General features: G+C 46.2%; 15 protein-coding genes. 6 read left to right on the top strand and 9 right to left on the bottom strand.

The annotated features are described in order from the left end of the window. Nucleotides 1–34 precede the first annotated feature (34 nt). From HCJ96_RS03235 to HCJ96_RS03195, 9 genes are all read right to left on the bottom strand, one after another. Complete coding sequence (locus HCJ96_RS03235; RefSeq protein WP_169209611.1) at nucleotides 35–730, bottom strand: VC0807 family protein; 696 nt, start codon at nucleotides 728–730, stop codon at nucleotides 35–37. A gap of 84 nt (nucleotides 731–814) precedes the next feature. Then, nucleotides 815–1363, bottom strand: coding sequence for a rhomboid family intramembrane serine protease (locus tag HCJ96_RS03230; protein WP_169209610.1), 549 nt, complete (start codon nucleotides 1361–1363; stop codon nucleotides 815–817). A gap of 10 nt (nucleotides 1364–1373) precedes the next feature. After that, nucleotides 1374–2543, bottom strand: coding sequence for a glutathionylspermidine synthase family protein (locus HCJ96_RS03225; protein WP_169209609.1), 1170 nt, complete (start codon nucleotides 2541–2543; stop codon nucleotides 1374–1376). Nucleotides 2544–2546: 3 nt separating this feature from the next. Then, nucleotides 2547–3155, bottom strand: a complete 609-nt coding sequence (locus HCJ96_RS03220; RefSeq protein ID WP_169209608.1) for a DUF1190 domain-containing protein — start codon at nucleotides 3153–3155, stop codon at nucleotides 2547–2549. Nucleotides 3156–3165: 10 nt separating this feature from the next. Continuing rightward, nucleotides 3166–3582, bottom strand: a complete 417-nt coding sequence (locus HCJ96_RS03215; protein WP_169209607.1) for a DUF350 domain-containing protein — start codon at nucleotides 3580–3582, stop codon at nucleotides 3166–3168. 11 nt (nucleotides 3583–3593) lie between these two features. Then, on the bottom strand, nucleotides 3594–4238 hold the full coding sequence (locus HCJ96_RS03210; protein ID WP_169209606.1) for a YjfK family protein: 645 nt from the start codon (nucleotides 4236–4238) through the stop codon (nucleotides 3594–3596). A 3-nt stretch (nucleotides 4239–4241) separates the two neighbouring features. Next, on the bottom strand, nucleotides 4242–5294 hold the full coding sequence (locus HCJ96_RS03205) for a potassium channel family protein (RefSeq protein ID WP_211162673.1): 1053 nt from the start codon (nucleotides 5292–5294) through the stop codon (nucleotides 4242–4244). A gap of 111 nt (nucleotides 5295–5405) precedes the next feature. Next, nucleotides 5406–6086, bottom strand: coding sequence for a PspA/IM30 family protein (locus tag HCJ96_RS03200; RefSeq protein WP_169209605.1), 681 nt, complete (start codon nucleotides 6084–6086; stop codon nucleotides 5406–5408). Between the two features lie 19 nt (nucleotides 6087–6105). Continuing rightward, nucleotides 6106–6495 (bottom strand): DUF2170 family protein, encoded by a 390-nt coding sequence (locus HCJ96_RS03195; protein ID WP_169209604.1) that lies wholly within the window; start codon nucleotides 6493–6495, stop codon nucleotides 6106–6108. 184 nt (nucleotides 6496–6679) lie between these two features. Here HCJ96_RS03195 and HCJ96_RS03190 point away from each other — a divergent pair, with 184 nt between their 5' ends. From HCJ96_RS03190 to secF, 6 genes are all read left to right on the top strand, one after another. Next, nucleotides 6680–6955, top strand: a complete 276-nt coding sequence (locus tag HCJ96_RS03190) for a DUF6471 domain-containing protein (protein ID WP_169209603.1) — start codon at nucleotides 6680–6682, stop codon at nucleotides 6953–6955. Between the two features lie 49 nt (nucleotides 6956–7004). Further along, nucleotides 7005–8051 carry a tRNA preQ1(34) S-adenosylmethionine ribosyltransferase-isomerase QueA gene (queA, locus tag HCJ96_RS03185; RefSeq protein WP_169209602.1) on the top strand — a complete coding sequence of 349 codons (1047 nt, stop codon included), beginning with the start codon at nucleotides 7005–7007 and terminating at the stop codon, nucleotides 8049–8051. 83 nt (nucleotides 8052–8134) lie between these two features. Further along, on the top strand, nucleotides 8135–9247 hold the full coding sequence (tgt, locus tag HCJ96_RS03180; RefSeq protein WP_169209601.1) for a tRNA guanosine(34) transglycosylase Tgt: 1113 nt from the start codon (nucleotides 8135–8137) through the stop codon (nucleotides 9245–9247). Between the two features lie 27 nt (nucleotides 9248–9274). Next, nucleotides 9275–9613, top strand: a complete 339-nt coding sequence (yajC, locus tag HCJ96_RS03175) for a preprotein translocase subunit YajC (RefSeq protein ID WP_169209600.1) — start codon at nucleotides 9275–9277, stop codon at nucleotides 9611–9613. A 51-nt stretch (nucleotides 9614–9664) separates the two neighbouring features. After that, nucleotides 9665–11509 carry a protein translocase subunit SecD gene (secD, locus tag HCJ96_RS03170; RefSeq protein ID WP_169209599.1) on the top strand — a complete coding sequence of 615 codons (1845 nt, stop codon included), beginning with the start codon at nucleotides 9665–9667 and terminating at the stop codon, nucleotides 11507–11509. An 11-nt stretch (nucleotides 11510–11520) separates the two neighbouring features. Then, entirely contained in the window at nucleotides 11521–12462 is a 942-nt protein-coding gene (secF, locus tag HCJ96_RS03165) for a protein translocase subunit SecF (protein ID WP_169209598.1), read from the top strand. Nucleotides 12463–12545: the final 83 nt, after the last annotated feature.

The following is a 12545-nucleotide window of genomic DNA, read 5'->3' as shown; positions in this document are numbered from 1 at the left end:
CTAGAATGGTAAAAAAAGGCCTGACGGCCTTTTTTTAATGATTGATAAAATCGTCCAGGTCGTGGCCGGTAATTTTGCGAATTTGCGCAAATAAGTACCACAATGCAGCAATCAGTAAAATCATGCTGGGGATCACAATAACGGGGTAGCTGATGGCAGTCATCCGGCCAAGCTCTTCCGTATAAGCGGTAGTACCCGGTTCACTCACCAGGATCATTTTGGCAAGAATATAGTTAAGCGCAGACGACAAGAAGAAAGACGCTGCCACTATATAGGAGCTATTAGCAATTTTGCGGCGAAACTCTTGTTGTTTGCCCTTCGCATCTAGAATTTTATTTAATTCAGGCCAGTTAATTATCTGATCGTTCAAGATAAGCAGTTTAACCAGCGGCTTTTCTGAAAATTGTGTGATTACAACTGCAAGACCAATAATTGCCGGAATGGCGGCTTCTTTAATCGCAATATATTCGGCGGGTAACTTTAGCAAGCTGATACCACCGGTTAACAATACACTGACAACCCCCAACACCGAAAAACCATTTACTTTCCCAGATTGGCGTAAATCAAAAAGACCATAAACTAATGGAAAGGCTAGCGCAGCAACAATACTCCATGCCGGGCCCAGATAGTCTTCTGAGCTGGCATAGCTCATGATAAAAACGGGGATAACGATATTGAAAGCCAGGTTACCTAAAAAGCCTTGGTTCTGTGGGCGTTCATTTGCTGACATAACACATCTTCACTGCTGAAAAAGAGGCTAGATTATACGTAAATTGTTGGTCCCAATCTACATTGGCGTACAAACGAACTGGCTTCATTTCACCCAGGCCCAGGCTGCAAACAAACCGCCAATGAAACCAAACAAATGATATTCAAACGAAATGAAGGCACGGGAGGGCAGGATTCCCATCAGCATGCCGCCATACAACAATGCCACCAGTACCGAAATAGCAATATAGCGCAATTGCTTAGAGCGAAAGCCGGCATAAATTAAAAAACCGAAGTAACCGTAAACCATACCACTGGCACCGATATGTAAGGCGCTGCGCCCAAACAGCCATACTCCCAGACCGCCAATGAGACAAATAGTCAACGTTACCAGCCAGAAGCGTGATTTCGGCCACTGCATGGTTAACCACATAAACAGCAGGAGGGGTAGCAGGTTGGTCAGCAAATGAGCTGCAGAGCCGTGCAACCAGGGAGCGATGAAAATTGACGGAAGTGAATGCAGCTCGCGCGGCATCAAACCAAAATAGTTTAAACTGTTGGCGGTCAACAAATTCACCGCTGCCACAATAAAGAGAATGAGTGTGACAACAATTAAAAATTGAAGTTGTTTTTTCAGTGTGGGGTATTGGTTCATCTACTCGGCTTCATAAAATAATGTGCGGCAAATAGCGTGAGGTGTCCTGGGTTATACTGCTGGCATCTTCGCGAACAGAGATACCGGCCGCCTGATCGTCCACCAGCCAACTTCCTATCAATGTATGATTATCGCCAAATCTTGGCAACGGACAATAGGCCTGGATTATGAAACCTTCTTCACCATAGGGACCGTCAGATAATGGGGTTTCGCTACCAGCGGCTAACATTGAAATATTGGCTCCTTCTCTGGAAAACAGCGGTTTTTTAATCCAGCGTAGTACTTCTGTTGAAGCCGATGCAGCTTCACCATAAAAATAGGCTGGAAGCAGGTTAGGGTGGTCGGGAAAATATTTCCACAACAGCGGCAGCAGGCCTTTGTTTGACAAAATCGATTTCCAGGGAGGCTCAATCCAGTTCACCGCAGCCTCTGGCAAATAGCGGGCAAACTCTTCGTTTAAAATAAACTCCCACGGATATAGCTTAAAACAGTCGGTAATAGGGCGATTGGACAGATCGGTAAAATATCCCGTGTCGCTGATCCCGATATCTTCGATATAGACAAAATCTGCAGACAAACCAGCTTCACCTGCACAGTCCTGTAAATATTGAACCGTACCCCGGTCTTCATCGGTGTCTTTACAGCACGCAAAATGCATTTGCTGCACACCATAAAACCTTGCGATTTCTTTCAACCGGGCGATTAACTTCTCCTGTAACGAATTAAATTGATCGGCTTGTCGCGAGAGCTCGCCTGAATCGACTTTATCGGCCAGCCACAACCATTGCCAAAAGCCCGATTCATAGAGTGAAGTCGGCGTGTCGGCATTGTTTTCCAACAGTTTTGCTGGGTGCGTTCCATCATAGACAAAGTCAAGACGAGAATAGAGCGAGGGCTGCTGTTGGCGCCATGAATGACTGACTAAGTCCCAGTGTTGCTCTGGAATCGCTAATTTGGTGAGTAACTGTTCATCGTTAATAACTTCGTTGACAACATGCAGACACATCTGGTGAATTTCTTCAGTGGGGGCTTCCAGATCCTGTTCAATTTGCTTTAACGAAAACTGATAGTAAGCACTTTCATCCCAATAAGGTTCGCCATAAAGCGTGTGAAAGTGAAAGCCAAAGTCGCGCGCCTGTTTTTGCCAGTGGCGCCGGGGGGTACTGGGTAACCTTAGCAAGGCTTAGCCACCCCAGCCGCCTTTTCGACTGCTGCTGCCCCAGCTCGATTTCGCCCGCACACTGCTGCCAAACCCGCCGCGGTTCATGGTGCGATTTACCGTTGGCTTAGGCTTATACACGTCTGGAGATACCCGGTACTTACGTTTATTCAGGCCGCCATCGAAAACGTAACCATCAGCAGTGATCCAGCGAGAGCGAAAAGGGGAGTGGCGTGAAAACGACGTGTAAATGGGTTGTGAGTAATAACGCGGTGACATCAGCTGGCTTACCATAAAACCTGCCATAAAGGGCATGAAAAAACTGCCGCCGTCACGCTCTACCCGCTGGCATTGATTCGGTCCGAATTCGTACTCGCAATCATATTCAGAATTGTAGCGCGGACTGGTTCGCGCAGCTTCCTGTACTGCATGTTGGTAGGCCATTTCACATTGTTGTGTGGCATCAGGGAAGTCCCGCTTGCAATCGTCCACAGAAGTAAAAATCTGCCCTTCCTGTCGGTTACCACACCCACTGACAATAAGACCTGTCACAGCAACAGCTAGAGGTTTAAGCGCAAAATGTTTACGCATTCTGCTTAAGTTGATGAACTGGGAGCGTTTTAGCGTGGTCATATATTCCCCCTTAATAGGTCATGCAAGCTGCGTTTAATAGCCCAACGGCTACCGACATGGCAGCCAGCATGGTACCTGCTGATATTTCATTATCATTGATGCGCTGGGCAATTCTCGGCATAAAGGTAAACCGCAGCAGCGCAAACGCCAGCGATTGGGCAAGAATGGCAACCACCCCCCAAATAGCGAAATCAATAATTGACACTGAGTTGGCCGCAGCACCTGAAAGTGCCAGGGCGAAGCCCACTAGTGCGCCGCCGAATCCAATCGCTGCAGCAACATTTTTCTCTTCTTTTACTAACTTCCATTCATCATGAGGTGTCACAAATGCGTAGACGATTTTGAACACAAATAAAAAGAAAATCGAGACTGCAAAGTAAAGTGCGAAATTATCCAGTCCTGCCAATGAGTCAAATAGTGTTGCCATGAGATTGTCCTTTAACCGTTTATTGTTATATCTGCGGGTTGTATATCAAAACCTGTACTGATGACCAGGCATCTGTCTGCATTGTTACCAATTATTTTTTCTTCTCCAACGACTAACAGCGACTCTGTTCGGCCTTCAGTCAGTTCGCGTTCGTACAGCATCATAAACTGATCGGTGACACTGGTATCGCCATCTTCTTCGTAAGTTTTCTCAGAAACAGCCACCGGCGGTGAGATTTCTCCGGTGGCATTCCATACTCGGGTGAAGGTCTTTCCATCGATGGTGTAAGTGGGTTGGCTGATTGTGCGCTCTAAACACTCTTTCCACTGTGCGTCGCTGCCAATTGTTTGCGTCTCATAGAAATGCCAGAGCTTAACATCGGTAATGTGGTTTTCAGTTAGACCACCATCTGTGATGACCTGCAAAAAGCCTTCATCGTCTGTATAAAAGCGTAGCAAGGTGCCGCCCGAATCAAGCTCTGCCTGGCCCACTGCCTGAATCAATTGTGAGCGCGCTGCAGAGGAAATGGTTAATTCAGGTTCAAGTAATCTTAGTTTTAAGTCATCCAGCTCGAACGAGCCGCCCAGGTACAATCCCATAATTTCCGGGGTGACAGGTTTTTCAGGAGTGGACTTGGAAAACCATTTTGAAAACATGTGTTATTCTCCTAAGCGTTTCCAGTCAAACTGGCTAATACGTTTATCGGCGATGTAAAATACCTTATCACCTGAAGAGATTGTTTCGGTTAATGCCGGATTCACTACCAGTTTCTGATATTCACTTTTGGGTGCATAACCAATAAAAATAGCATCATAATAGCGTTTTAAATTCACAAACAGCTTTTCGACGGTAACCGTATTCATGCCTTCTGGCATGGCAACAGAGAACTGCGCCTGGCCTGCATCGACGCTTAACAAATCATGATGCAGCATACTTGAGCCGGGATCGAATGCAGATTTGGCCAGCATCTCAACCGCGACACTGGGCGTACACTCCACTTTAGGGCAATGTTGTTGTAATAGTTTGACCAGACTGTCGTCATTAAAGTAGGCCACCTGGTGGGCATTGGGATTACGTTGAGTACAGTACAACGCAGTGGTTAGAGTAACATCGTCCTGCGGATTGTCGATTAAAATGGTTGCCGCATCTGCGACACACGCACGATCCATATCTTCATCACGATTAAACGACTCAACGTGCACAAATTCTATTTGTCCGGGCATCGGGTTTTCAATATTGGCCTTTACACATAGCACGATATCAGGCTTATCAGGTAAGTCTTCTTTTTCCATCAGTAACAGGTCCAATAACAACATGGTACGTTGCTCGTTCCAGCCGATGATTAAGATATGATTATGTACATGAAGTGGTTTCATTCCTAACAAACCCTTTTGCCAAAAGTTACTTACCCAGGCGGCGATACGTCCCACCACCATTGCAAAAATACTTAACCCGAAAGGGATTACGTAAAAGGCTACGACGAGTTTACCGGCAGTAGAGCTCGGCGACAGATCACCATAACCAACCGTGGAACCTGTCACTGCCAGCCAATATAAAAAATTTACGTTACCGGTCAATTCGGTTTCTGAGGCCAGGTTCAGCAGTAGCCAGCTCGACGATGCATAAAGCAATGTGACTAGCGCAATGGTGTACCAGCGCGTATTACCAAAATACTTCAGAAATAATTTGCGAAAAAGCGTCCAATGCGTCAAAACAATTCAACTCAGTAAATTCAATAAACCTGAAAACCACACCAGTATGCAGAGGAAATACTCAAAGAATCAACCTGTAAAGTAAAACGGGAGCACAAAAGCTCCCGTAGTTTAACTACCTAAAATACGGCTAAGTTCATCGTCGGCGGAGGTGGTTCCGCCTTTAATACCAGCAGAAGCCAGGCGTTTTTCCAAATCATCATTGGACTCGTCGCTAGCTAATTCTTCCGCGGCTTGCAATTCCGCGTTGCGCAGTTTCTGCCTTTCCTGAATGCGTGAAAGCGATTCAGTGGCTGTTTTCATTTTACTGTTAGCCCCCATGTGGCGGGAAGACACAGCCACCTGCGCTTTTTGCACAGATTCTGTGGCTTTAACCATATCCACTTGTTGCTCAAGACGGCGCAGATTCGCTTTGGCTTGTTGGATATTGCCTGCCAGTTGCTTCTCTGATTGCTTGAACTGGTCCAGATAGGATTGTTCCTGCTCGCGCTCAGACTTTAAATCCGCAACCTTTTGTGCGCAATCCAGTGCTAGCTGACGGTCTGAATCAACCGCTTTACGTGCGTGCGCTTCGTATTCAGCGATTGAGGCATTAAAGCTATCTATTTTCTGTTGCGACAATTTGCATTTCGCCAGAATCTGCGTGCGCGCATGATCTGATTTTCGCAGCTCGTCTTTTGCTTCACGAATTTCCTGCTCCAATATCCGGATCGCCTGACTATCCACAACTGCTTGTGCAGTTTCTGTTGCACCACCTTTAACCGCAGTAACTAATTTTCTCCAAACAGACATTCGCTTCTCCTGTCTTTATTTAGTGAAGATGGGTTTCGTATGCATCAAGAAATGACGCAACATTCTGAAATAACGTATCCACTTCAATTTCAATGGTTTCCTGCTTTGACTGCGCACTTAAGGCGCCAAAAGCCGTGTAATATTCTTCACCATTGATGGTTGAAATACCCACTGTGGTAAGTGGAAATACCATGTGTGTAGAAAGGATCTCATGATCCAACGCGGCTTTGTCTTTAACCTGTGACGCAGCAAACAATAAACTTTCAACCAGTATCTGTTCACCGCTTATTGCCAGCCAGGCGTCAATGCCATCCTGGTTTGCAATTAACAAACAGTTTTCTTCACGTGTGACCACCAAGTCGTCACGTTTATCAAACAGGGATTCAATTGATTGAAGATCCCAAGCCATAGTATTTCTCCTTTACTTTGCAGCGAATGCCAAAAATCTGTTGTCAATGTACCGATGTTTAGTGGATTCGCCAATACTTGCGAAACTATACTAGACAACAAGTACAAAAACTGTCAATAATAAAATCACTCTATATGTGTAAATAAATGTGTTTTTGTAAAATATGATTCACAAATGGTGCTAAATGGAAAAGCAAAGCTGGCGCGAGTTAGTACAACGGGTGATTAAAACTGAAATGTCTTTTCGAGGCGTAAAGTATCAGGCATTGAGTCAGCGCCTTGAAGAGAAAGGCATAATTCAATCGGCAGATAACCTGCGCAATAAGGTAAATAAGGGTATAATGGGCGCCGATTTATTTCTGCAAATATTGGTCGTGCTCAATGCAAGGCCACTCAATGTTGCAGACATGCAGGAAATTATCGGTGACTTGTCGCGCAATACGCATGAAGACGATGAGTGACACCGCGCCTAAATTTAATCACATCACACAATACTGAAAGACAACTATCATGAAACTAAGTGATTTTCACTTTACGCTTCCAGAACGCCTTATTGCCAAATACCCAACCGAAGAGCGCGCCGCCAGCCGTTTACTGCAATTAAATGGTCAAACCGGCGAGGTGACTCACTCCATGTTCAAAAGCATGGTAGATTTGGTCGAAGCGGGCGATTTGCTGGTGTTCAATGACACGCGCGTGATTCCCGCACGTCTGCTGGGGCGAAAAGCGACAGGGGGGCAGGTAGAAGTGCTGGTCGAGCGCATACTTGCTGACGATACTGTACTCGCGCATGTCAGAGCGAGCAAAGCGCCCAGGCCCGGCACACAATTGCGCCTTGAAGACGCCATTGATGCCACCGTTCTGGGCCGTGAGGACGCCTTGTTTCATCTGCAGTTTGATAATGTCGAGTCAACGCTTTTTGCGTTGGAACAACATGGGCATATGCCATTGCCTCCCTATATCGACAGGCCAGATGAAAGCAGCGATCAGGAGCGCTATCAAACCGTTTATAATCAAAAGCCAGGTGCCGTTGCCGCGCCTACTGCAGGCTTACATTTTGATGATGAAATCCTTGCCGCGCTAAAACAAAAAGGGGTTAACATTGCGTTTGTTACCTTGCATGTGGGCGCGGGAACATTTCAGCCGGTAAGAGTGGACAATATTCTTGAGCATAAAATGCATGCTGAATACGCCGAAGTGGGCCAGCCTGTAGTTGATCTGGTAAAACAAACCAAAGCTGCAGGCAAGCGCGTAATTGCCGTGGGCACCACCTCAGTACGTTCATTGGAGTCCGCTGCGGTTGCGGCAGAAAGCAGCCACGATGTGATCATACCGTTTTTCGCCGACACCGATATTTTCATTTATCCCGGCTATAGATTTAAGGTGGTGGATGCCATGTTCACCAACTTTCATTTACCGGAGTCCACGCTGATGATGTTAATCAGCGCGTTTGCCGGTCGCGATAATGTAATGGCGGCTTACGAAGAGGCTATTCGCGAGGAATACCGCTTTTTCAGCTACGGCGACAGCATGTTTATTTACCCACCAAAAATCTAACGCATTTCTGGGCATGATCTCTTGCCCAGAACTGGTATAATCGCCGCCAACTTTTATTTCTTCATTTCAAGGTAACCGATTGCATGCAATTTGAATTGGTCAAGAAAAGCGGTAAAGCCCGACGTGGACGTTTGGTGTTTGACCGCGGCGTAGTCGAAACGCCAGCGTTTATGCCAGTAGGTACCTACGGCACAGTGAAGGGGATGACCCCGGAAGAACTCGATGCCAGCGGTGCGCATATTTGTTTGGGCAATACGTTTCATCTGATGTTACGTCCCGGCACCAGCATTATTCGCCAACATGGCGACTTACACGACTTCATGCACTGGGATAAGCCTATCCTTACCGATTCAGGTGGCTTTCAGGTATTCAGTTTAGGTGATTTACGTAAAATCACAGAAGAGGGCGTGACCTTTCGCTCACCCATCAATGGTGAAAAAATCCTGCTGACGCCAGAAAAATCAATGGAAGTACAGCGTGATTTAGGCTCTGATATCGTGATGATTTTCGATGAGTGTACGCCATATCCTGCGACAGAGCAGGAAGCACGTTTATCAATGGAAATGTCACTGCGCTGGGCTAAACGGAGTAAAGAGGCTCACGGTGACAACCCTTCTGCACTGTTCGGTATAATCCAGGGTGGCATGTATGAAGACTTGCGAGATGTTTCATTAGAAGGTCTGGAAGACATCGGCTTTGATGGTTATGCTATCGGCGGTTTGTCGGTGGGTGAACCAAAAGAGGACATGATCCGCATAATCGATCATACTGCACCGAAAATTCCTGAAGACAAACCGCGTTATCTGATGGGTGTAGGTAAGCCTGAAGATATCGTCGAGGCGGTGCGTCGCGGAATTGATATGTTTGACTGCGTTATGCCAACGCGAAATGCGCGCAACGGTCACTTATTTATCACCGAGGGCGTAGTAAAGATTCGCAACGCCAAGCATCGAAATGATACGGGCCCGCTTGACGAAAAGTGTGACTGTTACACTTGTAAAAATTATTCACGTTCATATTTACACCATCTGGACAAATGCAACGAGATCCTCGGTGCGCGTCTGAATACCATCCATAACCTAAGGTATTATCAGCGCGTTATGCAAGGGTTACGCGACGCAATTGAAGCGGACAAACTCGATGAGTTTGTTAACGAATTCTATGCACAGAAAGATATGCCGGTGCCGGCACTTTAATTACAACAACAATTATTAAGGAAATTTATGAGTTTATTCATCTCTTCAGCTCACGCTCAGACTGCTGGTGGCGCCCAACAAGGTGGTGGCATGGAAATGCTAATTATGCTTGCCGTGTTCGGTTTGATTTTCTACTTCTTACTTTATCGCCCACAGGCAAAGCGCGTTAAAGAGCATAAGAATCTGGTTTCTTCATTGACGAAAGGCGATGAAGTACTCACGCAAGGCGGATTGGTGGGGCGCATCACCAAGGTATCTGATGACAAAGACTTCATTGAGGTCTCATTAAACGAAGGCAACAACATTGTTGTGCAAAAATCTGCCGTTACTGCTGTGCTACCAAAGGGTACCATGAAGTCCATCTAAACTTATTCAGTTTGGAGGTATGACTGATACCTCCAAGAAAAGGAATTTTTTGTGTTAAATAAAAATTCAACGTTCAAGGTACTGTTGGTCATTGTAGTGCTTGCACTATGCGGACTGTATGCATTACCCAATTTATATGGCGAAGACCACGCCATTCAAATCTCTGGTGGTCGTGATGCGACTGTAACCGAGTCAATGATCCCTCGCGTTGAAGCAACGCTTAAAGAAAATAATATCAACATCAAGCGTATCGAATTTGAAAATGAGCAGATTCTTGTGCGTGTTGATGATTCCGACGCACAGTTAAAGGCACGTGAAAACCTCGATCGAGAACTCGGTTCAGACTATTTCGTTGCCATGAATTTAGCCCCTGATACGCCCGAATGGCTGGAAAGTCTGGGTGGCACGCCCATGAAACTGGGATTAGACCTGCGCGGGGGTGTGCACTTTTTGATGGAAGTGGACATGTCTGAAGTGATGGAAAAGTCACTTGAGGATGCGCAAAGCGATTTTCGCACGGCCCTGAGGGAAGAAAAGCTGCGATACCGTCGCGTGAGCATGCAAGGTAACCACATCGATATTCAGTTTCGCGACGAAGAAACACTGGATAAAGCAGAGTTTTTCCTACGTAATCGCAATCGTGATCTGACCTACACTACGCCTGGCGACAACGTATTACGCGCAACATTTGCTGAAACCAAACTGCAGGAAATTCGTGATTATGCAGTAAAGCAAAATATTACTATTCTGCGTAATCGGGTAAACCAACTGGGGGTGGCCGAACCAGTTATACAAAAGCAAGGTGCAGAGCGCATTGTGGTGCAACTGCCCGGTGTTCAGGATACCGCAAGGGCAAAGGAAATTCTCAATGCTACTGCGACCCTCGAATTTCACATGGTTGATTTGAAGAATGATGTACGCGACGCGGTAGAAGGGCGAGTGCCGCCGGGTTCAGTGTTGATTAACGATCAACAAGGTAATCCGGTTCTACTTGAAAAGCGTGTCATGCTAACCGGTAACCACATCATTGATGCTGGTAGTGGTGTGGATGAATATGGCTTACCCAACGTTAATATTTCATTAGATTCTGAAGGCGGCAACAAAATGTCGCGCAATACCCGTGACAATATCGGTAAGCCCATGGCCACTGTATTCATAGAATATAAAGCCAGCGGTGAACGTGATGCGGATGGCAAACTGATTTTTGAAAAGCATGAGGAAGTGATCAATCAGGCCACCATTCGTGCTCAGCTTGGCAACAAATTCCAGATCACCGGCATTGATTCACCTAAAGAAGCGCGTGATTTGGCACTACTGTTAAGAGCGGGGGCGTTAATTGCACCAATCCAAATTGTAGAAGAACGCACGATTGGACCAAGCCTGGGTAAAGAAAACATTGAACTAGGTATGCAAGCGATTATCTGGGGTATGGCGCTGGTGTTAGTGTTCATGCTGGTTTACTACAAAGCGTTTGGTGTGGTTGCCAATATTGCACTGATGGCAAACGTGGTGATGATCGCGGGCATTATGTCAATGATTCCTGGCGCCACGCTCACATTACCCGGTATGGCGGGAATCGTTCTGACGGTTGGTATGGCGGTTGACGCCAACGTACTGATATTCGAGCGTATCCGTGAAGAAATTAAAGATGGCCGAAGTCCGCAACAAGCGATTCACTATGGTTACGACAATGCATTTTCAACCATCATTGATGCTAATATCACGACCTTTATTGCCGGACTAATTCTGTTCGCTGTCGGTACTGGACCCATTAAAGGCTTCTCAATCACTTTAATGATTGGTATCGCAACATCAATGTTTACTGCCATCATCCTAACGCGTGTTATCGCGAATTTGGTGTGGGGTGGTAAACGTGTGAAGTCATTGGCGATATAGGGAGAAATTAAATGCAGTTATTAAATTTAACCAATACCATCAACTTCATGCGACTGCGTATTCCTGCGCTGGTCATTTCCGCAATTCTGATGGTAGGTTCAATTGCCTCCCTGGCAGTAAATTCGCTGAATTGGGGATTGGATTTTACCGGCGGTACTCTGATTCAGGTTGGGTATGAACAATCTGCTGACCTAAACGCCATACGTAAACAGTTAGCCACGGCAGATTTTGATGATGCAGTTGTGCAAAATTACGGCAGTAGTCAAGAAGTGCTGATTCGTATTGCACCGCGCGAAGGGATCAAAGCATCCGATATTGGCGATCAGGTGGTCGCTATACTACGTGCTGACGGTACGCCAGTTGAGAAACAACGTATCGAATTTGTCGGTCCGAATGTAGGTGACGAGCTATCTGAGCAGGGCGGTTTGGCCATGTTGGTCGCGCTTATCTGTATTCTGATCTACGTAGCGATGCGCTTTGAATGGCGTTTTGCGCTGGGTTCAGTAGCGGCGTTGGTGCACGATGTTGTGATAACCTTGGGTCTGTTTTCAGTATTGCAACTGGAAGTCGATTTGACAGTACTGGCAGCCGTACTGGCCGTCATCGGTTACTCGCTTAACGATACCATAGTTGTATCCGATCGTATTCGTGAAAACTTCAGAAAAATTCGCAAAGCGACCCCTGAAGAAGTAGTGAATGAATCACTCACGCAAACGCTTAATCGTACTATTGTCACCTCACTAACCACTATATTGGTGCTGTTAGCTTTGTTCTTTAAAGGGGGGGCCTTGATCCACGGATTCGCCACTGCGCTATTGTTTGGTGTGGTTATCGGAACCTACTCATCTATTTATATTGCAAGCTCAGTAGCGCTGGCGCTGGGGGTAAGTAAAGAAGATTTGATGCCGCCTGAAATTGAGAAAGAAGGCGCAGATCAAGAACCATTAATGTGATAATTCATTGGCATCAAGCGTGTCTCCATTGCGATGCCGATAACGTTATTATTTGTTAGCTAAAAAAAAACCGGTGAAGTTAA

The sequence above is a fragment of the Alteromonas ponticola genome, assembly GCF_012911815.1.
In the GTDB taxonomy this organism is placed as follows: domain Bacteria; phylum Pseudomonadota; class Gammaproteobacteria; order Enterobacterales; family Alteromonadaceae; genus Alteromonas; species Alteromonas ponticola.
The sequence above is the reverse complement of the archived record's forward strand: the minus strand, read 5'-3'. Positions and strand labels throughout refer to the sequence as shown.

Coding starts and splice junctions, on each gene's coding strand:
- HCJ96_RS03235 (WP_169209611.1), bottom strand. CDS start 730: ATGTCAGCAAATGAACGCCCACAGAACCAAGGCTTTTTAGGTAACCTG.
- HCJ96_RS03230 (WP_169209610.1), bottom strand. CDS start 1,363: ATGAACCAATACCCCACACTGAAAAAACAACTTCAATTTTTAATTGTT.
- HCJ96_RS03220 (WP_169209608.1), bottom strand. CDS start 3,155: ATGACCACGCTAAAACGCTCCCAGTTCATCAACTTAAGCAGAATGCGT.
- HCJ96_RS03215 (WP_169209607.1), bottom strand. CDS start 3,582: ATGGCAACACTATTTGACTCATTGGCAGGACTGGATAATTTCGCACTT.
- HCJ96_RS03210 (WP_169209606.1), bottom strand. CDS start 4,238: ATGTTTTCAAAATGGTTTTCCAAGTCCACTCCTGAAAAACCTGTCACC.
- HCJ96_RS03200 (WP_169209605.1), bottom strand. CDS start 6,086: ATGTCTGTTTGGAGAAAATTAGTTACTGCGGTTAAAGGTGGTGCAACA.
- HCJ96_RS03195 (WP_169209604.1), bottom strand. CDS start 6,495: ATGGCTTGGGATCTTCAATCAATTGAATCCCTGTTTGATAAACGTGAC.
- HCJ96_RS03190 (WP_169209603.1), top strand. CDS start 6,680: ATGGAAAAGCAAAGCTGGCGCGAGTTAGTACAACGGGTGATTAAAACT.
- queA (WP_169209602.1), top strand. CDS start 7,005: ATGAAACTAAGTGATTTTCACTTTACGCTTCCAGAACGCCTTATTGCC.
- tgt (WP_169209601.1), top strand. CDS start 8,135: ATGCAATTTGAATTGGTCAAGAAAAGCGGTAAAGCCCGACGTGGACGT.
- yajC (WP_169209600.1), top strand. CDS start 9,275: ATGAGTTTATTCATCTCTTCAGCTCACGCTCAGACTGCTGGTGGCGCC.
- secF (WP_169209598.1), top strand. CDS start 11,521: ATGCAGTTATTAAATTTAACCAATACCATCAACTTCATGCGACTGCGT.